This window comes from Rhizobium sp. NZLR1b (assembly GCF_019685155.1).
Lineage (GTDB): Bacteria > Pseudomonadota > Alphaproteobacteria > Rhizobiales > Rhizobiaceae > Rhizobium.
Genome location: NZ_JABDWC010000002.1, coordinates 372,821 through 393,187 on the forward strand (window position 1 = coordinate 372,821; position 20,367 = coordinate 393,187).

Here is a 20,367-nt window from a genome sequence, read left to right on the forward strand (position 1 = left end):
GAACCGTCTGCTTCGATCGGAATTAAACTAGGGTCTTGGCGCCAAACCGCCAATACGCGATTCGGCCGATGGTCATTCGGCAGAAGAGTTCAGGCGGCCTTGGCCGGAAAAATCATGCTGACGGTCAAGCCGCGCTGTCCGGGTCTGTCGGGATCGGTGTCGGAGAGTTCCAGCCGGCCGTTGTGCAGCTCCATCACCGCTTCCACCAACGAAAGCCCGAGCCCCGTCCCGGGCTTCGAACGGCTTTCATCAAGGCGGACGAAGCGCTTCACCACGTCGTCGCGCCTTTCGGCGGGAACGCCCGGTCCGTGGTCGGCCACCGAAAGGCAGATGCCATCCGGGCGGCGGGCAAGCTTCAGCGATACCGTGCCTGCTCCTTCGGTATCGGAGGAATATTTGATGGCATTGTCGAGCAGGTTGAAGATTGCCTGGCCGATCAGCTCGCGATTGCCCTGCACTTCGACACCTGGTTCGACGCTGGCGGTGAGGCCTAGCCCGGCTTCCTCGGCCGCCGGTTCGTAAAGCTCGGCGCTGTCGGAAACGATCGCCGAAAGCTCGACCGGCGACATCTCGGCCGCCACCGATCCGGCCTCGACGCGAGAGATCATCAACAGCGCGTTGAAGGTGCGGATCAGCTGGTCTGATTCGGAAATAATGCCTTCGAGCGCTCCCCGCCGCGTCTCGCCATCGGCGATATCGAGTGCATCGGCCGCCTTGTTGCGTAGCCGGGTCAGCGGCGTCTTGAGATCGTGGGCGATATTGTCGGAGACCTGCCGCAGGCCCTCGTTCAGCTTCTCGATGCGCTCCAGCATGGTATTCAAGGACATCGACAGCCGGTCGAACTCATCGCCGGATCCGCCGACCGGCAGGCGTTGCGACAGGTCGCCGGCCATGATCTTCTTGCTCGCATCCGACATGCGGTCGATGCGTTTCAGTGCATTGCGGCCGATGGCGAACCAGATAATGATGGCGCCGAGCCCCATGATCGCCAAGGCCACCATCAGCGCCTGGCGTACCAAGAGACGAAAACGCTCGGGATCGCCGAGGTCGCGGCCGATCAAAATCCTCAGGCCGTTGTCGAGCACGAAGATATTGGCGATCGCCTTGTGGCGGCGCTCGACGCCGCTGTCGGTATAGCGCTGATAGATGAAAGACGCGGACGTCCAGCCGATTTCCTCGAAAACACCCGGCTGCACCGAGGCGACGTTGCCGGCGAGAATATCGCCCGAAGGACCGGCGATGATGTAGAGATTGGCGCCTGGCTGACGGGCGCGCCGCTCCATGGTACGCAAGAGAAGGTTCATGCCGCCAGTGTCATAGGCGCGCTGTACCTGCTCCACCTCCTGCTTGACGGCATCGCGGATCTGGCCGGTCAGCAGCCGTTCCGACATCGCCGTCACATAGAAGACGAGCGTCGCGGCGCAGATGGCGAAAAGCAGGATATAGAGTGCCGAGAGGCGGACTGCGGTGGACTTGAAAAGAACCCTGAAACGGCTCATCCCTCGTCCTTGATCATGTACCCCGCGCCCCTGATGGTCTTCAGGAGCGGCTGGCTGTAATCCTTCTCGATCTTCGAGCGCAGGCGCGAGACGTGCACATCGATGACATTGGTCTGCGGATCGAAGTGATAGTCCCAGACATTTTCAAGCAGCATGGTGCGGGTCACCACCTGGCCGGCATTTTTCATCAGGTATTCGAGCAGGCGGAATTCGCGCGGCTGCAGCAATATCTCCTTGCCGCCGCGGCGTACCTCGTGGGAAAGTCGGTCGAGTTCGAGGTCGGCGACACGATAGACGACGTCCTGATCCGGCGTGCCCTTGCGGCGGCCGAGCACCTCGACGCGGGCCAGCAGTTCGCTGAAGGCATAGGGCTTCGGCAGGTAATCGTCGCCGCCGGCACGAAGTCCGGTGACGCGGTCATCGACCTGGCCGAGCGCCGAGAGAATGAGGACCGGCGTATGGATCGCCTTGCGGCGCAGCTCGCTGATAACGGAGAGACCGTCCCGGCGCGGCAGCATGCGGTCGATGACGATGACGTCGTAGGTATTTTCCGACCCCATGAACAGGCCGGCCTCGCCATCGCTGGCGTGATCGGCGACGATGCCCGCCTCGCGAAAGGCTTTCGTGAGGTATACCGCGGCTTCGAGATCATCTTCGATGATGAGAATCTTCATGCGGCCGACATTACCCACCGGCTGCGTTTCGGCAAGGCTCAAAGCATCTTCCTGCGGGGCGGCGCTCATCGCGATCATCCTTCAAAGGTCAGAAGAATTGAGCCGCGCGGATTTTCATCCGCACGGCTCCTGTTTTCTTAAAGGATCAGCCCTGGCCGTTGATTGGAAGCGCGACGAAACGGCTTCCTTCACTGGACTGGATCTGGAAGAGCGCGCGGGTGCGGCCGTCCTTCTTGGCCTGGTTCAACACCTTGACGACATCGGCGGGGCTGGAGACCTCCTGGTTGTTAACCGAGGTGATCTTTTCACCTTCCTTGATGCCCTTGTCGGCGGCGTCGGAGTCCGGGTCTATGCCGGTGATCGCCAGGCCCTTGCCGTCATCGGCAGGACCGACCGTCAGGCCGAGATCGGCAAGCGCCTTCTCGGAAGCCGGTGCCTCAGGCTGCTGCGGCTGGCTGTTGTCATCGGCGGACGCATCCTTCTGGTCGGCCGGCAGCGTGCCGAGTTCGACGGTGAGAGGCTGGGCCTTGCCGGCGCGCCAGACGGAAAGCTCGACCTTGCTGCCCGGCTGCATCGCACCGATGCGGCGGCTGAGGTCACGCGCATCCTTGATCGTTTCACCGTTCAGCGCCGTGACGACGTCGCCGGCCTTCATGCCGGCCTTGTCACCCGGCGATCCGGCCTGCGGGGCGACGACGAGGGCGCCGCTCGGCTCGGAAAGGCCGATGGATTCGGCGATGTCCTTGGTCACCGGCTGGATCTGCACACCCAGCCAGCCACGCGAAACCTGGCCGTCCTTCATCAGATCGGCGACGACGTCCTTGGCGGTCGAGGCGGGAATGGCGAAGGCGATGCCGACGCTGCCGCCCGACGGCGAGAAGATCGCGGTGTTGATGCCGACGACTTCGCCGCTGAGGTTGAAGGTCGGACCACCGGAGTTGCCGCGGTTCACGGCGGCATCCACCTGCAGGTAATCGTCGTATGGACCGGAACCGATATCGCGGCCGCGGGCCGAGACGATACCGGCTGTGACCGTGCCGCCGAGGCCGAAGGGGTTGCCGACCGCAACGACCCAGTCGCCGACGCGGACGTTATTGTCGTCGGCCCAGTTGACGTAGGTGAACTTCTTGCCCTTGCCGTCGACCTTCAAGACGGCGAGGTCGGTGCGCGGATCCTTGCCGATCAGTTTGGCATCGAGCTCGGTGCCGTCATTCATGACGGCGACGAAGGCCTGGCCATCGGAAACGACGTGGTTGTTGGTGACGATGTAACCGTCCTCGGAGATGAAGAAGCCGGACCCTTGAGCGACCGGACGCAGACGGCCCTTGCCGCCGGGGGCATTCGGGCCGCCGGGACCATTCGGGCCGCCCGGGCCGTTCTGGCCAAAGCGCCGCTGATGGCCCTGCTGATCATTTGGGTCCTGACCGCCGAACTGCTTGAAGAAGCGCTTCAGCGGATGATCATCGGGAAGATCGTCGAAGCCGCGGCCTTCGATGGAGAAACCGTCATTGTCAGAGACGGGATTGACGCGGTTTTCAACGCGGACGGAAACCACGGCCGGCGAAACGGCATCGACGACATTGGCAAAGCTCGGGACAGCAGGTGCTTGAACCTTGACTGCTTCGGCATAAGACCGGGTGATTTCGAGCGGAACGCCGGTTGCAAGCACAGCGGCTGCGATACCGGCGACGGTAGAAGCCTTGAGCACAGTGGCGAGGGACGGACGTCCGTTGAAATTCTTGAGCATTGGAGCACCTTCTCTTGTTCTTAAATCTTCAGACCGGCGGCGCCGGATCAGTCGATGAATGAAGATATAGGACGCCGCACCTTACTGCGAACTGTCCGGCCAATGAAAAATTGGTAATGTATGAAAATGCTTGGCCCGGTTGCGGCGGACGATTGCCGCCGGCGGACTGCCTACTTTTTCAAAAGCTCGCTCAACTTCGCCTGCTCATCCGCCGTCAGCTTGCTTCCCGTCGGCTTGCCGGCCCTCCTGCGCGCAAAAACCAGCAGTGACAGCCCGCCGGCGAGCACCAGCAGCGCCGGGGCGCCCCATAGCAGGCTCGTCTTCATGCTGAAACGCGGCTTCAGCAGCACGAACTCGCCGTAGCGCGAGACGATATAGTTCAGCACCTCATCGTCGCTGTCGCCGTCGGTGATGCGCTCGCGCACCAGCAGACGCAGATCCTTGGCGAGATCGGCATTGGAATCGTCGATCGACTGGTTCTGGCAGACCATGCAGCGCAGTTCCGCCGAAAGGCCCCGCGCCCGCGCCTCCAGCGCCGGATCGGCCAGCACCTCGTCCGGATTGACGGCGAAGGCCGGCGCGGCCATCAGCACCAAAGCCAAAGCCAGGAGGAGACGTCGCATCATTCCGCCGGCTCCATTGCGGGCGCTACCGGCTTTGCGGCCTTCGCCTTCCTGCGTGGGGCGCCGACGCGCAGGCGCCGGTCGCTGAGCGAGACGAGGCCGCCGAAGGCCATGAGCACCGCTCCGCCCCAGATGCAGAGGATGAACGGCTTCCACCAGATGCGCACGACGATGCCGCCGTCCTTGGTGGCGTCACCCAATGAGACATAGAGCTGGCTAAGCCCGAAGGTGAGGATGCCCGCCTCGGTCGTCGGCATCTGGCGGGCGGTGTAGAGGCGCTTGGCCGACCAGGTATCGGCGACCGCGACACCGGCGCGGCGAATAGTGAAGTGGCCGCGCTCCTCGGTATAGTTCGGCCCGGTCGCCGGCTGCATGCCGTCGAAATGCAGGCTATAGCCGCCGGCATCGGTCGTCTCGCCGGGCTTCATCTCGACCACATGTTCGGTCTGAAACGTCGTCACCGCGACGATGCCGAGCACGGTCACGCCGAGCCCGGCATGGGCAAGGGCGGTCCCGAAGGCCGAACGCGGCAGGCCGGTCAGACGGCGCCAGGCGACGTTGCCCGCCACCTTGCCGATGCCGGCGCGATACCAGAGATCGGCCGCAGCACCCAGAACCACGAACAGCCCGGCTGCCAGTCCGAGCACGGACAGTACCGGGCCGCCATGTTGGAGATAGAAGAAGACCACCGCAGCAGTGAAGGCGAGACCTGCGACGACATAGAGCCGCTGCAAGGCGCCGAGGAGATCACCGCGCTTCCAGGCAAGCAGCGGTCCGAATGGCACGACAACGATCAGCGGCGCCATCAGCAGGCCGAAGGTCAGGTTGAAGAAGGGCGGCCCGACAGAGATCTTGTCGCCGGTCAGCGTTTCCAGCAGCAGCGGATAGAGCGTGCCTGTGAGAACCGTGCCGCAGGCAACCGTCAGGATCAGATTGTTGACGACAAGCGCGCCCTCGCGCGAAATCGGCGCGAACAGGCCGCCGGCCGACAGCTTCGGAGCGCGGAAGGCAAACAGCGACAGCGCGCCGCCGATAAAGATCAGCAGGATGCAGAGAATGAAGACGCCGCGGCTCGGGTCGCTGGCAAAGGCATGCACCGAGGTCAGCACCCCGGAGCGCACCAGGAAGGTGCCCATCAGCGACAGCGAGAAGGTGAGGATGGCAAGCAGCACCGTCCAGATCTTCAGCGCCTCGCGCTTTTCCATGACGAGGGCGGAATGTAACAATGCGGTGCCGGCGAGCCACGGCATGAAGGAGGCGTTTTCCACCGGGTCCCAGAACCACCAGCCGCCCCAGCCGAGTTCGTAGTAGGCCCAGTAGGAGCCCATAGCGATGCCGAGCGTCAGGAAAGTCCAGGCGGCCAGCGTCCAAGGCCGCACCCAGCGGGCCCAGGCGGCATCGATGCGCCCTTCGAGGAGTGCTGCAACCGCAAAGGAAAAGCAGACGGAAAAGCCGACATAGCCGAGATAAAGCAGCGGCGGGTGGATCGCCAGGCCGATATCCTGAAGGACCGGATTGAGATCGCGGCCCTCGGCCGGCGCCGGATCGAGCCGCAGGAAGGGATTGGAGGTCAGCAGAATGAACAGCGTGAAGGCGACCGAAATCCAGGCCTGCACGGCCAGCACATTGGCCTTCAGCGTCTCCGGCAGATTGCGGCCGAAGACGGCGACCAGGGCGCTGAACAGCGTCAGGATCAACAGCCAGAGCATCATCGATCCCTCGTGATTGCCCCAGACGCCGGAATATTTGTAGATCAGCGGCACCAGCGAATGCGAATTCTCCCAGACGTTCTCGACCGAGAAATCCGAGACGACATGGGCATAGGTGAGCACGCCGAAGGAGAAGGCGACAAGCGCAAACATCGCCAGCGAACCGACCGTCGCCACATCCATCATCGCCCGGTCGTGGCGACGGGCTCCCATCACCGGCACGATGGAAAGGATGAGCGCTGTTGCCAGCGCCAGCACCAGCGCGTAATGGCCGATCTCGATGATCATTGCGTCGCCTTCACTTCCTGGGCTTGACCTTCCTTCGTTGGGCCTTGGCCTTCCTTCCACAGCCCCTGCTGCTTCAGCCTGTCGGCCACGTCCTTCGGCATATAGGTTTCGTCATGCTTGGCAAGCACGGTATCGGCAACGAAGACGTTGGTCCCTGATGCAAACATGCCTTCGGTGACGACACCCTGGCCTTCGCGGAAGAGATCAGGAAGAATGCCGGTATATTTGACCTTCACGGCATTGGCGCTGCCGTCGGTGACGGCAAATTCCACGGTCGAGCCTGTGCCGCGCACAACGCTGCCTTCGCCGACCAGGCCGCCAAGCCGGATGCGGGTTTCCGGCGCCACCGGCGTCTTCGCCAGATCGGCCGGCATATAGAAATAAGCGACCGACTGGCTGAAGGCGAACATCACCAGCAACACGGCGGCGGCAATGAAGCCCATGCCGCCCGCGATCACCGCCAGGCGCTTCTGCTTGCGCGTCATTGCGTCATTCCCTCCGTGGCGATGCCGAGTTCCCGGGCCAGCGCCAGCAATTGCCTGCCCTGCTCGCCGGCCGACGGAAAGGCAGCAAGCCCGCGCTTCAGCGCAGCGGCGGCGCGATCCTTATCGTTCAATACGGCGTAAGAGCGGACGAGCCGCACCCATCCCTCGAAATTGTTCGGATCCTCGTTCAGCTTGGCGTCGAGGCTCTCGACCATGCCGCGGATCATCTGCTGCCGGTCGCCGGCGCTCATGTTGTCCGCCGCGGCCACATCCTGCTGCGTGGGATTGCCCGGGGCAGCCGGGGCAGCCGGGGTAATCGGGGCTGCTTGATCGGGAACTGCCGGCGCGCCGCCGTTCATGGCGATATGCTGGTTGACCAGCGGCAGCCAGGGCGCATCGGCCGGCGATTGTTTCGCCAGCGCCTCGAAGGCCTGGCGCGCCTCATCGGGCCGTCCGGCCTGCTCCATGCTGAGCGCGATATAAAAGCGGGCGCGGGGATTGTCGGGTTCCAGCGTCAGCGACTGTTCCAGCACTTGGCGCGTCTCCTCCGTCACGACGCCGTCGGAGATCGCCATCAGCGTCTCGGCCAGGCCGTCGAGCCGGACCGGACTTGGGCCGAGAAGCCGGATGGCATTGCGATAGGCCAGTTGCGCATCGTTCACGCGCATCGTGCGGACATAGATCGGCGCCAGCACGTCCCAGCCCTTGCCGTCATCGGGATTCTGCGCCAGGTGCCGTTCCGCCTTGGTGATCAGCACAGCCATATCGTTGCCGGGATTTTCCAGCCGCGCTTCCAGCGGCTGCGAGGGCAGGTCCGGCCTGCCCGTCGTCAAATAAAGACAGAGCCCGAGAACCGGCAGGACCAGCAGCACGAAGGCCTCGGTGAAACGGCGATGCCGTGCGGGTTTCGGCGTTTCTTCCCGCTCATCGGCAGAAACGGCGATCAGCCGCCGGCCGATTTCAGCCCTGGCATAGTCAGCTTCTTCAGGCGTGATCAGTCCGCCATTGAGATCGCGGTCGAGTTCGCGCAGTTGGTCACGGTAGACTGCCGCCTCGCCCGCGCGGATATTCTCCGCCGCCTTCGCTCCGCGCAGAAGGGGGTAAAGCAGGATGATGGCGACGGCTGCCGTCAGAACGGCAACGAGAATCCAGAACAGCATATCGGCCCAAATACTTGATGCGCGCCGCCATTCCAACTGCCAAAGCCGGAATGACAAAGATTTGAGCCGCAACTCACCAGATTCAGCCGAGCGGCGACCAGCTTCCGTCATTGTTGCGGCAGGCAACGCCTCGCACCACGGTGTCCTTGCCGTCGGCGGTCAGCGTATGGGTATATTGGCGGCAGTTCTGCGAACCGACCTGATAGGGTGCTGCCGCGACCACCTTGCCGGTGACGTCCTCGCCGGTCCACAGCACCGGCTGGCCGACGGCTGCGCCTTCCAGCGCCCGATATTCTGCCTCGAGCGCCCGCTGCTTGTCGCTATCGCTCAAGCTCACGCCGCTGCGGCCGGCAAGGCCGCCTTGCAGCGCGGTGAGGAAGGCGGCCGAGGCCGAGGGCTTGCTCGAAAAAATGCCGCGTGAAGCGGCACCCTTCGTCGTCGTGCAGCCGGTGAGCGCGACGGCGACGAGAAGAGCGGAAGCGATCATGCCTTGCGAGCGTAAAATCATTGCGTCGAACCACGATCAGGGGTCAATTTCAGCCGATCGAAGTGCAGCGTCCCCGTGTCAGCATTAAGGCAAAGCATGCTATGCATTTGCCAGTATCTTTGTGACATCAAGCAGTTGCTCATGCAACATCCTTTGTGATGCCGGGCAGGATAAGCTTCGCCTTGAGCCCGCCCCATTCGCCGCGGGAAAGCTCGAGCCGTCCTTGATACTCACTGGAGATCTCGGTGACGATCGAAAGGCCGAGCCCGGTTCCGGGCTTGCTTTCGTCGAGCCTGCGGCCGCGCTTCAGCGCCTCGCGGATCTGATCGGGCTCGAGGCCCGGCCCGTCATCCTCGACGGCGAGCTCCACCCAGTGGCGGCGCGCACTCGCCTCCGCTCCCTTGACGTCGTCGCCGGCCTCGACGGCCGAAAGCCGTACCTTGCTTTTGGCAAAACGCGCCGCATTCTCCAAGAGATTGCCGACGGTCTCCTCGAGATCCTGTTGCTCCATAGCGACGGCCAGATGCGGCGGCGAGACGACGAGATCGAATTCGGTATCGACGTTCAGCCGGCGCATGACGCGCACCAGCCGCTCGAGCGCCGGCTCGGCATCGGTGCGGGCGAGCACGGATTCGCGTTGCGCAGCGATGCGGGCGCGGTTGAGATAGGACTGCACCTGTCCCTGCATCGATTCCGCCTGGCTGCGCACCAGTTCGCCATGGGATTTTTCGAGCACGCGCGCCTCGTTGAGAAGCACGGCAATCGGGGTCTTCAGCGAATGGGCGAGATTGCCGACCTGCATGCGGGCCCGCTCGACGATGCGGCGGTTGCTGTCGATCAGCGCGTTGACCTCGTTGGCGAGCGGCAAAATCTCACGCGGGAAGTCGCCTTTGAGCTGCTCGCTCTCGCCGGCGCGGATGCGCTCCAAGGCGGCACGTGCCTTGTCGAGTGGCTTCAGGCCATAGAGAATCGCCAGGGCATTGACGATCAGGCTGCCGACGCCGAAGCCGGCCAGCGCCAGATAGAGGCTATGGGAAAAGGTGCGCACGTCGTCTTCGACGACATCGACATTGCCGGTGACGCGGACGCGCGCCGCGCGCCCGTCAGTATCGAGCACCACTTCGGTTTCCGCCACCTGCACGCGGTTCCCGGAGGCATCCGTCACCTGATAGTAGCGTTCGTAATTCTTGTCGAAAGGCGCCTCGACGACGGAGGGAACCGGAATGAGCGCCGAGCCGAGCGAGGGCGACACCAGCGGTGCCGTCGTATAGGTGCCGAGCGGCTCCACCACCCAATACCAACCGGTCTTCGGCTGGGCAAAACGCAGGTCGCCGAGCTGCGGGCTGCCGCTGAGCGCTCCCTGATCGCCGATCGTCACAGAGTTGATGACGTTATAGAGCTGCGCCCGCAGCAGATCCTGGAAACCGCGTTCGGCGCTCTTGCGGTAGAGGGTGGAGATCAACAGGCCGATCACCACCAGCGCCACCGTCGACCAGACTGTGGTCAACAACAAAACACGTGCGGTGAGCGACTTAATTCGCATGTTTCGGCGCTTGGATGCGGTATCCGAGACCGCGCACCGTTTCGATCAGATCGACGCCCATCTTCTTGCGCAGACGGCCGACAAAGACCTCGATCGTGTTGGAATCGCGGTCAAAATCCTGGTCGTACATGTGCTCGACCAGTTCTGTGCGGGAGACGACCTCGCCCATATGATGCATGAGATAGGCGAGAAGGCGGTATTCGTGCGAGGTCAGCTTCAGCGTCGTGCCATTGACCGTCGCCTTGGAGGATTTGGTATCGAGCCGCACCGGCCCGCAGATGATCTCGGATGAGGAATGCCCCGCCGCGCGCCGGATCAGCGCCCGAATTCGCGCCAGCACTTCCTCGACATGGAAGGGTTTGGTGACGTAGTCGTCGGCCCCTGCGTCGATACCGGCGACCTTGTCGCTCCAGCGGTCGCGCGCCGTCAGGATCAGCACCGGCATGCCGCGGCCGGCGCCGCGCCATTTTTCAAGGACGGTGACCCCGTCCAGCTCCGGCAAGCCGATATCGAGAATTATGGCGTCATAAGGTTCGGTATCGCCGAGGAAATGGCCTTCCTCGCCGTCGAACGCCTGGTCGACGACATAGCCCGCCTCCTTCAGCGTGTCGGCCAGCTGCCGGTTCAGATTAACATCGTCTTCGACTACCAGAATGCGCATCGGTCCGCCTTCGCCCGCTTCAAATCGATCATGTCCTGAATAGACCGATTCCGCCTACATCGGAACCTTTACCGTCACTTTGCGTGGACGCTGGCCGTTTCCCGACACCAGAACGGTGATGATGCAGGTGTCGCCCACCGGTTGCACGGACAGGAGCTGGCCGCCCGTTTGCTCAACCACCTGGGCTGCGGCGGCGCTGCAGTCACCTGCCACGCTGTGAACGAGAGTGCCCACGACGTCCGATGAGGGCGCCGATACCACCAGTCCGGCGGCCAACGCTGCGACGCTCAGAGGAAAGGCCATGTGCTATGCTTTCAAGGTAATGCCAATGTGGCCCGAATATGTACTCACGCGACCTGAATGGCAAATGAATGCGCTGTAACGCAGGGCATTTAGAACCATTCTCGACTGCTGACGGCAACCGGTGTCAGCTGCTGAAAACCGCTGCCGCGGCAGGCTTCGGCGGCCTCCTCCGCATCGGAAAAAGTCGTTCGGTATCAGGTGTGGCGGGAATTGCGATCGCAACTTTTACCGGCCGATTGAAACTGGTATGTCCTTGGTGTTTCCGCATTCAGGCCATTTCAGCACCAATGCCAAATTCCTTCCGCTTCCGCTCGGCGCAGACGGTCACCGTGCTTGCCATCACCCAGTTGATCGGCTGGGGCACGACGTTCGACATGCTCGGGGTCATGGGCCGCGTCGTGGCACCCGCTCTTGGCTTGGCGAACGAGGTCGCGTTTGCCGGCCTGACGATCATGATGATGGTCAGCGCCATCATTGGTCCCGCGACCGGCCGCTGGCTCTCCCGCTACGGCGCCGCCCGAGTGTTATCGGCCGCCTCACTGACCTTTGCGCTTGGCTTGCTTCTGCTTTCCGCCGCAAACGGCATCGTGTTTTATGCCGCCGCCTGGGTGATCATCGGCATCGGCGGCGCCTGTGGCCTTTCGGCACCGGCCTATACGGCCGTCGTCGAGCGCGAAGGGGCGAACGGCAAACGCGTCATCGCTATTCTCATGCTGTTCACCGGGCTTTCGAGCGCCATCTTCTGGCCGATCCTCAGCCTGCTCAACGAGACGCTCGGCTGGCGCCTCACCTTTCTCGTCTGCGCGGGGCTGCAATTCTTCGTCTGTCTGCCGCTGCATCTTTTCGCCCTGCCGAAACCGATCGTAATGCATATCGAAGGCGGCGCGGCAGACATTGCCCCGGTGCCGCTGTCGAAGGTGGCACGGCGCAAAGCCTTCCTGCTGATTGCCGCGGCGACGACGATCTCGACCTTCATCACCTTCGGCATCTCGCCATCGCTGCTCGAAATCTTCCGTCAGTCCGGCGCCTCGCCGGCCTTCGCGCTGCAGCTCGGCTCGGCACGCGGCGTGCTCGGCATCTCGGCGCGTTTCCTCGACATGCTGCTCGGCCGGCGCGGCAACCCCATGCTCAGCGCGGCGATGGGCATCGGCCTGATGATGATCAGTTTCCTGATCATGCTGGTCGCCGGCTCGTCAACACCGCTGCTCGTCACCTTCATTCTGCTCTACGGCTTTGGCGCCGGCGTCATGACCGTCGCCCGCGCGCTTCTGCCGCTGGCGCTGTTTTCACCTGCCGAATACGGTCTGCAGTCGGCCCGGCTGTCGCTGCCGCAAAACCTCGCCAACGCCATCGCCCCCGTCATCTTCACCGCCATCCTCGACCGCGCTGGCACCGGCCCGGCACTCGTCGCCTGCGCCGTTCTCGCCGCCTTGTCGTTGAGTTTCGTGCTGATGTTGATGGCGGTGGTGCGCAGCGCCCACGCATCGCACCCGAGCCCGGTCGTCTCGTGAGAGCCCGGGCCCGGCAAGTCAGCCATTCTTAATCTGTCTTGATTATCATCATCATCAGGACGAGAGCGGCTTTCCGACCGCGTATCGCGACTGCTGCAGCCAGCTGACCATTAGCACGCAGCCCGCTTTGGCGAATCTTTTGAATCGCTTGCCGCCGCTTTTTCGAAAGTTGAGTCCGGCGGCTCAACAGTTGAGTGAACTTCGGGGCGCGACCCCCCTCCGGAAAATCAGTCTTCCATCTGAAATTTCGACGGAATGTGGCATGGCAACAGCACGCTTGCGAGATTCAAAGCGGCCGCGTCACCGCCGTGGAGCTGTCGTAATCGGCGGCGATGCGCTTTTCCCGGAGCGGCCGCACGCGCTCGATCGAGAGCTGGTAATCCGGATGGGCCTTATAGGCGGCAAGGGCCGCCTCGTCGTCGAATTCGCCGTAGACTACGAGATCGATCTCGGTGCCCAATTGATCGGTTTTCACATTGGTGCCGATCTCCAGCAACCGCGCATGCGGAATGCCGGTCAGAACCGAAAGCCCGGCCCTCACCTCCTGCAGATGTTCCTCCTGCACGGTGAAGAAGACGATATGGCGGATCACGCGGAAGCTCCTGTCAAGTTTCAGAGGGTCAGCCGGGCGATAACACGCAAGCCCCAGGCCTTCAACCGCGCGAACATGCCATGCGGGGCATCCGGACGTATCGCCGCAGCGAAGATGATGGCGTAAGCCGCGAGCTTTTCCGCCCGGTCGGTGCCGTTGACGATGCGGCGTGCGTTCACCCAATCCTCCGTCGTCAAGTTCAGGTGATCGGCGAGCTTGTGGCCGGTAAAGCTGCCCTGCAGCATGCCTTCGATCAGGATCGTTACCGCCGCCGCCATCTCCATCGCCCGGTCGGGATCGGCAACGAGGTCGATGCCCGTCAGCGTGCTCATCGCCTCATAGTTCCGCTTGTGGGTGAGTTGCACCAGACCGCGTCCATGCCAGCTGCGACCATCCTCGTCCGGCCGCCAGTACGGGGTTTTCACCCAGGAAAGCTTGCCTGCAGCAAAGGCCGTCTCCAGGATCTCGACCGCGCGTTTATCGCTGTGCGCCAGCGTCTCGCGCACTGGCTGCATCGTATAGGCGGTCTCATGGTAAGCGGTTGCGAGGATATAGGCGAGCCACCGCCGATCGGCATGGGGAAACCGCTCTTCCCAAGCGTCGATAATCGCTGTGATGCCCACTACCTGAGGATGCGTCATCTCTCCCTTGAAGAGTTGGTCCCGCACCGCATCGAAAAAGAAACCCCGGTCCATGTGGACAACCATTCCGCGCTTCCCAAAAATATCGTGGTTAAAACCGTCTTAATCGATTAAAATCTATTTAATCGTTTAAAGTGTTTAAGCCACTGATTTACACGCCTTTTGTCTTGTGCGATGCATCTCTTTGCCCTGAAGCCTTACCACAGAACGAGGAGACTTCCGATGCAGACGCCCGCCACAACGCAAACCACCATTCCCCAGCACGTCGTCGACCAGATGGAAAATGAATGGCGCCAGATTCGCCCTGAGCGGGAAAATCCGCGCCCGGCCCAGCAGCCTCAACAACAACGCTGATATAAGATCGAGCGCCGCCCAGCGCCCGATCGAGGCCCCGGCCAATCAATCGTGGCCGGGTGAATTCTTTACGGCTGCAATGGAACATCCCAGCCGCTTTGACCGCCCTCATCGCATCACGACTTCGAGCCGTTTCGCCAGCGTCTGCAGCGATCGGGTGAAGACCGTTGTGTCGTCCAGCGCCCGCGACAGCACCAGTGCGCCTTGAATGCCGGCGACGCTCTCCTCGGCCAGCGCCTGCGCCTCCTCCTCTGCACAGCCCGCCCGCATCAACGCCGAACGCAAGGCGTCGATCCAGCGAATGAAATAGCCGCCGATTGCTGGCGAAAATCGTTCCCGGGTCTCATCAAGCGCGAAGGCGCCGACGAGGCAGATGCGCCGGCCGGAGCGAAAATAATCGTTCACATGCGTCCACATCGCCGCGATAGCCTGACGAGCGTCGTCCTTTCTTAACGGCTGATAGATCGCCTGTTCGAACCAGGCATCGACATCGGCGAGCACGGCACCCGCCATCTCCTCCTTGCCACCGGGAAAGAAGTGATAAAGACTGCCCTTGCCGATGCCGATGCGTTCGGTTATGCGGCTGAGCGACGTGGCCTCATAGCCGAGTTCGCGGAAGATTTCCGCCAGCAACGGCACGATGTCGGCGCGTTCGTAGACGGTCTTCACCGGCGGAGTTCCTTGGCCTGGCTTGCGTCAGAGGCCGAGTTCGCTCAGACCGGGATGATCGTCGGGCCGCCGGCCGAGCGGCCAGTGGTACTGTCGTTCCGATTCCCGAATCGGCAGGTCGTTGATGCAGGCGAAGCGGCGCTGCATCAGACCGGCGGCATCGAATTCCCAGTTCTCGTTGCCATAGGAGCGGAACCAGTTGCCGCTGTCGTCGTGCCATTCGTAAGCGAAGCGCACGGCGATGCGATCATCGGTGAAGGCCCAGACCTCCTTGATCAGCCGGTAGTCCAATTCCTTGGCCCATTTGCGGGTGAGAAAGGCGACGATCTCGGCTCGACCGTTGACGAATTCGGCGCGGTTCCGCCAGCAACTGTCCGGCGTATAGACGAGCGAGACGCGCTCCGGATCGCGGCTGTTCCAGCCGTCCTCGGCAAGGCGGACTTTTCGGGTGGCGGTCTCAAGGGTGAAGGCTGGGGCCAGGCTGGACATGGGCGCTCCTGTAGTGAATGGTTATCATTGTACCGATCGGTACAATTGTTGCAAGGCGCCAAGGTAACGTTTTGCCGCAGAGGTCGAGATGCAGCCAAGCGTCCCCCTCACCCGCGGGAACGGCGCAGCAGATCGGCGCTCTCCTTGCTCCATCGCAGCGGCAGAGCATCCGGGCGAAACACGATCTCTTCCGGCGTGAAACGCCACAGCCGTTCCGCCCTTTGAAAGCTGGTGATTTCGGGCGAATCCACCAGCACTTCTGCCGTTCCGGTCATCTGCAGCATGTCGCCGGTTTCAAAATCGATGAAGACCAGACCGGCCTTCGGGTTGACGAGGAAATTGCCGAGGGTGTTGAAGAACCGATTGCCGGCAAAATCGGGAATGGTCAGCACGCCGCCAGCACTGAGACGGACGAAGCCGGCATCGCCGCCGCGATGGGAGACGTCCACCTGCCGCTCGCCATTGTCGCGATCAACATAGGAGGCGACGAAGAAGGTGTCGGCACCCTCGATCATCTGCCGCATGCGATGGTCGAGTTGACCGGAATGCGGCGGCGCCACCGCTGTCGGCCTATCGGGATCGCGGACAAAGACGGAAGAGCGCGGCTGGATATACTGCGGGCAGTTGCCGAAGCTCTGGCCGACACGCACGCGGAAAGCTTCGGCATCCGTTCTGCGGATCACGCCGTTCAGCCGGTTGCGCCGGCGGGTCTCGAGTTGGATGCCGAGCATTGCGATCGCATTGCCGTCCTCCATGCCGGCATCGGCGGGATCGGCCGGGTCGCGCCGCAGGTCGACATCCAGGACCTCCGGATCCGGTGAGGACATGAAGCCCGGTCGCTCAGCCCGCACCGTCGCCCAGACATCGCCTTTGGCATCGACGGCGCCGAGGACGACAAAAGGCAGCATTGGAAAGAAGGCGCGGTGCTGCTCCGGCATTGCCTTGCGGACGAAATTGCGTCCGGGTCCGTCCATGCGTTCGACGACCCCGACGCTACGCTGCATGGCGAGTTCACCTTGATGCCAGGGTGATGTGGCGTCCTGTCTTGTCTGCTCCAGCATTACGGCCTCCTTGCGGGCACCATTTGGGAAACCGGGACGGTGATCCGTCCCGGCGACGTCTCATGCGGCAAGGCCGATCTTCGTCTTGCGAAAGCCGACGAAACCCGGCAACGCCTCGATGCGCGCGAGCCAGGCGCGGACGTTTGGATAAGCCGAGAGATCGACATTGCCCTCCGGCGCATTGGCGATGTAGCTGTAGAGCGCGACGTCGGCGATCACCGGATTGTTGCCGAGTAGGAAATTGCGGTCGGCGAGTTCCGCGTCGATCAGCGCGAGAATGCGGTGCGCCCGGGTGATCACCTCCTCAGTACGGAAATCGGCGCCGAAGACGGTCACCAAGCGAGCAGCGCACACCCCGTAGGCGATTTCGCCTGATGCAACCGACAACCATTTCTGTGTTCGCGCCGCGGCCAATGCCTCTTCCGGCAGCCAGTCGTTACGGCCATATTTGCGCGCGAGATAGACGAGGATGGCAGAGGAATCGGCAATGACCGTGCCATTATCGTCGAGTACCGGCACTTGGCCAAAGGGATTGAGCTTCAGAAACTCCGGCGCTTTGTGGTCGCCTGCCGCCAGGTCGAGCTCGACCAGTTCATAGGGCACGCCCAGCAGAGACAGGAACAGGTGAACCCGGTGCGAATGACCGGATAGCGGATGGTAGTAGAGTTTCATGATGTTTTCCTCTGATCTTTGCGATCGACGGGCCGCGATTGATGATGGCCGCTTCGAACCATCTGCGGCATAATTTATTGCCTTCCATTTGCGTGCAGTAGAGTGCTATTCTGGAAGGTATATTCCCAATTTATGGAAGGATAGGATGGACCGCCTCGACGCCATGACCGTGCTTCTTGCCGTGGTCGAACAGGGCAGCCTGTCGGCCGCCTCCCGGCATCTGCGGTCCCCGCTGGCAACTGTCAGCCGCAAGGTTTCCGAACTGGAAGCACATCTGAACGCCCAGTTGCTGCAGAGAACCAACAGGAAGGTCGCGCTGACGGAGGCAGGCCGCTCCTATGTGGAGGCGGCGCGGGAAATTCTCGATCGGGTGGAAGAGGCGGAACGGGCGGCGGCCGGTGAATACAGCGTACCGAAGGGCGAGTTGACGATGACTGCGCCGATCGTCTTCGGGCGGCTGCATGTCCTGCCTGTGGTGGTGGATTTCCTGAAGGCCTACCCCGATATCAATCTGCGGCTGATGCTTGGCGACCGGCTGTCCAACCTCGTCGAGGATCATATCGATGTGGCGCTCCGTATCGGCAACCTGCCGGACAGCAACATGATCGCCACCAGGCTCGGCGCAATCCGCCGGACGGTCTATGCCAGCCCGGATTATCTGACGCGGCACGTCGCACCTCAGCAGCCAGGCGATCTCACCGCCCATGACTGCGTCACCTTCGAGGCCATGGCCTCGACGCTGAGTTGGACATTCACCGAGGGAAAACGTGACCTCATCGTGCCGATCCGCTCACGGCTTGGCGTCAACACCGCCGAGGCTGCGGTCGATGCGGCGGTCGCCGGCCTCGGCATCACCCGGGTACTTTCCTACCAGGCCGCAGGCGCTGAGATGGCCGGTCAACTCACGCCGCTGCTTGTCGATTTCGAACCGCCGCCGGCACCGGTGCATCTCGTCTATCCCCAGCAGGGATTGGTGCCGCTGAAATTGCGGGCGCTCATCAATTTCGCCACGCCGCGCCTGCGCGCGACGCTGAACAGATCTCAGGCGAGTTTGCCCTCTTCCGCCTTGTAGAAATACTGGCTGGCGACCAGCCAGCCCTTCAGCGGCCGCAGCGGCGGTATGCAGGTGGCGAGCATGAAGGGGCCGGTGACCAGAAGCTGCACCCAGATCGGCGCCGTGAAAGCGACCTCCAGCCAGACGCCGAGCAGCACGCTCGGTATGCAGGCAAAGCAGATGACGAAAAAAGCCGGACCATCAGCCGGATCGGCGAAGGAATAATCGAGGCCGCAGGCCTCGCATTCCGGCTGCAAGGTCAGGAAGCCCTTGAACATATGGCCCTGGCCGCAGCGCGGGCAGCGTCCCCTGATGCCGGTCTGCAGCGGAGGAAGCGGGGGGTATTCGGTCTCCATGATGATATCGCCTTTTTCTGCGCGGAACATCGAGTCAATCAATGCTCAGCAATGTATGCATTCAATATAACTGCATCATCTCGACATTACCAGTCAATTCGTCAGAATGCCGCACAGTCCCGCCGGCTGGCGGCAGCTGACGGCTAATGCGCGTCGCATTGGACTAGATTCATGCGATGCGCATTAGCTCTTGTTTTTATGCATGTCCTTATCCCGGAACCGCTGCACACTTCCGGGCGACATGCATTAGGCTTCATCTTGGGTGAATCATGGCGCGGCCGATTACCCCGACCGCTTCCGGCTTTCGGATGCGTCGACGGCGTCAGCCACGAGGCTTGAACGTCAGAAGAACGAAGCCGCCATTTCCGGCGGGCCCTCAAGCGCATGGGCCATGAACTCCAGCGCGCCCTGCAGCTTCTCCCGGGTGATCGGCCCGCCAAGGCAGACACGCACGGCCTCGGGTGCCGTCCCCTCGACTGTGAAGACATCGCTTGCCGCGACGCCGATGCCGGAGGAGCGGGTGTGGCTGCCGAAGGTGGAGCGGGTCCAGCCGTTGGAGAGCGGCAGCCAGATATTGAAACTGATCGGATCGGCGCGGTAGCTGTCGGCCGGCAGGATGGCAGCGACCATCTGCTGGCGGGCGGCGGCCTCGGCGCGGATGAAACGCAGGATCGTATCGGCGGTGCCGTCCTCGATCCAACGGGTGGCGAGCGCCACGGTCAGCGGCGAGGCCATGACATTGTTGGCGCGCATGGCGCTGACGAAGGGCCAAACGGCCTTGCTATCCGGCGCCACGACATAGGCAAGGCGCAGACCCGCGCCGATGCATTTCGCCAGTCCGCCGATATGCCAGGTGAGATCGGGGGCTATTGCCGCGAGGGGCGCCGGGCCTTGCAGCGGAATGAAGCCGTAGGCATCGTCTTCGACGATCGGCACGTGGTATTTGCGGGCAACAGCTGAGATTTCCTCACGGCGCTTGGCCGGGATCGTCAGCGTCGTCGGGTTCTGCAGCGTCGGATTGAGATAGAGTGCCTTCGGCTTCAATCTCTCGCAGGCCTCGGCAAAAGCGTCCGGCAGGATACCGTCCTCGTCCATCGGCAGACCGGTCAGATTGAGCCGCAGCTGGGCAGCGATCGATCGCATGCCAGGATAGGTAATGATTTCCGAAAGCACGGTTTCACCCGGCTTTGCCAGCAGGCCGAAGATCGCCAGCAGGGCCGGATGGGCGCCAGGGGTGACGAATATCCGCTCCTGCGAGGGCACCAGCCCGCGACGGCTGAGCCAGGCGGCGGCGGCATCCTTGTCCATGCCGGAGCCGCCAAAACCCTGATAGCGCAGAAGCGGAATGAGGTTGGCGGCCACCGCCGACATGCCCTCGCGCATGCGGGCGAGCAGTTCCGGATCGTTCGGTTCCGGCGGCATGTTCATCGAGAAATCGACGACGGATGCGCGGCGCGGATCGGGGGCGGCGCCGGGCGCGAAACCTTGGCGCTCCTTATCGGCGCCACCGGTGACGAAGGTGCCGCGGCCGACATGCGAATCGACAAGCCCGCGCTTATGCGCCTCGACATAACCTCTCGCCACCGTCGTGAAATCGACATTCAGCCGCTTGGCGAGTTCGCGTTGCGGCGGCAGCCGGTCGCCGGCCACCAGATGGCCGCTGCGCAGATCCATTTCGATCACATCGGCGATCGCCATATAACGAGGGCTGCTGCTGCGGCTGAGATCGGGATGCCAGTCTTTCATGTCGTAAATCCGTGTCAGCCTGATTCCTGATAGGATTGACCGT

Annotated in this window: 21 protein-coding genes and 1 pseudogene; 3 read left to right on the forward strand and 19 right to left on the reverse strand. The window is 62.7% G+C overall.

Annotation, left to right across the window (positions count from 1 at the left end; translation table 11 throughout):
* Nucleotides 1-89 precede the first annotated feature (89 nt).
* From HJB84_RS04030 to HJB84_RS04080, 11 genes and pseudogenes are all read right to left on the reverse strand, one after another.
* Nucleotides 90-1,499, reverse strand: coding sequence for a HAMP domain-containing sensor histidine kinase (locus HJB84_RS04030; protein WP_221115325.1), 1,410 nt, complete (start codon nucleotides 1,497-1,499; stop codon nucleotides 90-92).
* A complete protein-coding gene (locus HJB84_RS04035; RefSeq protein WP_405048986.1) occupies nucleotides 1,496-2,251 on the reverse strand; it encodes a response regulator transcription factor in 756 nt (251 codons plus the stop codon). The genes HJB84_RS04030 and HJB84_RS04035 overlap by 4 nt, the downstream gene beginning before the upstream one ends.
* Before the next feature lie 67 nt (nucleotides 2,252-2,318).
* On the reverse strand, nucleotides 2,319-3,920 hold the full coding sequence (locus HJB84_RS04040) for a Do family serine endopeptidase (protein WP_207583553.1): 1,602 nt from the start codon (nucleotides 3,918-3,920) through the stop codon (nucleotides 2,319-2,321).
* A 170-nt stretch (nucleotides 3,921-4,090) separates the two neighbouring features.
* The gene (locus tag HJB84_RS04045) at nucleotides 4,091-4,546 is read right to left on the reverse strand and encodes a cytochrome c-type biogenesis protein (RefSeq protein ID WP_207583552.1); all 456 of its coding nucleotides are present in this window, start codon (nucleotides 4,544-4,546) and stop codon (nucleotides 4,091-4,093) included.
* Entirely contained in the window at nucleotides 4,543-6,540 is a 1,998-nt protein-coding gene (locus tag HJB84_RS04050) for a heme lyase CcmF/NrfE family subunit (RefSeq protein WP_221115326.1), read from the reverse strand. Before HJB84_RS04050 ends, HJB84_RS04045 begins: the two co-directional genes overlap by 4 nt.
* Complete coding sequence (gene ccmE / locus HJB84_RS04055) at nucleotides 6,537-7,025, reverse strand: cytochrome c maturation protein CcmE (RefSeq protein ID WP_207583550.1); 489 nt, start codon at nucleotides 7,023-7,025, stop codon at nucleotides 6,537-6,539. The genes HJB84_RS04050 and ccmE overlap by 4 nt, the downstream gene beginning before the upstream one ends.
* A pseudogene (gene ccmI, locus HJB84_RS04060) lies at nucleotides 7,022-8,216 on the reverse strand (c-type cytochrome biogenesis protein CcmI). The gene ccmE and the pseudogene ccmI overlap by 4 nt, the downstream one beginning before the upstream one ends.
* Before the next feature lie 51 nt (nucleotides 8,217-8,267).
* Entirely contained in the window at nucleotides 8,268-8,693 is a 426-nt protein-coding gene (locus HJB84_RS04065) for a hypothetical protein (protein ID WP_207583548.1), read from the reverse strand.
* Nucleotides 8,694-8,811: 118 nt separating this feature from the next.
* Nucleotides 8,812-10,215 (reverse strand): HAMP domain-containing sensor histidine kinase, encoded by a 1,404-nt coding sequence (locus HJB84_RS04070; RefSeq protein ID WP_116405261.1) that lies wholly within the window; start codon nucleotides 10,213-10,215, stop codon nucleotides 8,812-8,814.
* Nucleotides 10,205-10,876: a response regulator transcription factor gene (locus tag HJB84_RS04075; RefSeq protein WP_207583547.1), complete on the reverse strand. Its 672-nt coding sequence runs from the start codon at nucleotides 10,874-10,876 to the stop codon at nucleotides 10,205-10,207. The genes HJB84_RS04070 and HJB84_RS04075 overlap by 11 nt, the downstream gene beginning before the upstream one ends.
* Before the next feature lie 54 nt (nucleotides 10,877-10,930).
* Entirely contained in the window at nucleotides 10,931-11,179 is a 249-nt protein-coding gene (locus HJB84_RS04080) for a hypothetical protein (protein WP_207583546.1), read from the reverse strand.
* 287 nt (nucleotides 11,180-11,466) lie between these two features.
* On the opposite strand from HJB84_RS04080, the gene HJB84_RS04085 reads away from it, so the two are divergent.
* Entirely contained in the window at nucleotides 11,467-12,690 is a 1,224-nt protein-coding gene (locus HJB84_RS04085; protein WP_207583545.1) for an MFS transporter, read from the forward strand.
* 286 nt (nucleotides 12,691-12,976) lie between these two features.
* Here HJB84_RS04085 and HJB84_RS04090 read toward each other — a convergent pair whose 3' ends face one another.
* Nucleotides 12,977-13,282: a Dabb family protein gene (locus HJB84_RS04090; RefSeq protein ID WP_207583544.1), complete on the reverse strand. Its 306-nt coding sequence runs from the start codon at nucleotides 13,280-13,282 to the stop codon at nucleotides 12,977-12,979.
* 20 nt (nucleotides 13,283-13,302) lie between these two features.
* Nucleotides 13,303-13,989 carry a hypothetical protein gene (locus tag HJB84_RS04095; protein ID WP_207583543.1) on the reverse strand — a complete coding sequence of 229 codons (687 nt, stop codon included), beginning with the start codon at nucleotides 13,987-13,989 and terminating at the stop codon, nucleotides 13,303-13,305.
* Nucleotides 13,990-14,145: 156 nt separating this feature from the next.
* Between HJB84_RS04095 and HJB84_RS33450 the strand changes: the two genes are divergently transcribed.
* Nucleotides 14,146-14,277: a hypothetical protein gene (locus HJB84_RS33450; protein WP_259671014.1), complete on the forward strand. Its 132-nt coding sequence runs from the start codon at nucleotides 14,146-14,148 to the stop codon at nucleotides 14,275-14,277.
* A 108-nt stretch (nucleotides 14,278-14,385) separates the two neighbouring features.
* Here the strand turns inward: HJB84_RS33450 and HJB84_RS04100 are convergent, their stop codons facing one another.
* The 4 genes from HJB84_RS04100 to HJB84_RS04115 all read right to left on the reverse strand — a co-directional run bounded on the left by HJB84_RS04100 (nucleotide 14,386) and on the right by HJB84_RS04115 (nucleotide 17,168).
* Complete coding sequence (locus HJB84_RS04100) at nucleotides 14,386-14,946, reverse strand: TetR/AcrR family transcriptional regulator (protein WP_207583542.1); 561 nt, start codon at nucleotides 14,944-14,946, stop codon at nucleotides 14,386-14,388.
* 27 nt (nucleotides 14,947-14,973) lie between these two features.
* Nucleotides 14,974-15,435, reverse strand: a complete 462-nt coding sequence (locus HJB84_RS04105) for a nuclear transport factor 2 family protein (RefSeq protein WP_221115327.1) — start codon at nucleotides 15,433-15,435, stop codon at nucleotides 14,974-14,976.
* A 107-nt stretch (nucleotides 15,436-15,542) separates the two neighbouring features.
* The gene (locus tag HJB84_RS04110; protein ID WP_207583540.1) at nucleotides 15,543-16,496 is read right to left on the reverse strand and encodes a pyridoxamine 5'-phosphate oxidase family protein; all 954 of its coding nucleotides are present in this window, start codon (nucleotides 16,494-16,496) and stop codon (nucleotides 15,543-15,545) included.
* A gap of 60 nt (nucleotides 16,497-16,556) precedes the next feature.
* Entirely contained in the window at nucleotides 16,557-17,168 is a 612-nt protein-coding gene (locus tag HJB84_RS04115) for a glutathione S-transferase family protein (protein WP_221115328.1), read from the reverse strand.
* 145 nt (nucleotides 17,169-17,313) lie between these two features.
* Here HJB84_RS04115 and HJB84_RS04120 point away from each other — a divergent pair, with 145 nt between their 5' ends.
* Entirely contained in the window at nucleotides 17,314-18,240 is a 927-nt protein-coding gene (locus HJB84_RS04120; RefSeq protein WP_207583538.1) for a LysR family transcriptional regulator, read from the forward strand.
* Here the strand turns inward: HJB84_RS04120 and HJB84_RS04125 are convergent.
* Together HJB84_RS04125 and HJB84_RS04130 are read right to left on the reverse strand one after the other, a co-directional pair.
* Nucleotides 18,210-18,578: a DUF983 domain-containing protein gene (locus HJB84_RS04125; protein ID WP_003587713.1), complete on the reverse strand. Its 369-nt coding sequence runs from the start codon at nucleotides 18,576-18,578 to the stop codon at nucleotides 18,210-18,212. The genes HJB84_RS04120 and HJB84_RS04125 overlap by 31 nt on opposite strands.
* Nucleotides 18,579-18,920: 342 nt before the next feature.
* On the reverse strand, nucleotides 18,921-20,324 hold the full coding sequence (locus HJB84_RS04130) for a PLP-dependent aminotransferase family protein (RefSeq protein ID WP_221115329.1): 1,404 nt from the start codon (nucleotides 20,322-20,324) through the stop codon (nucleotides 18,921-18,923).
* Nucleotides 20,325-20,367: the final 43 nt, after the last annotated feature.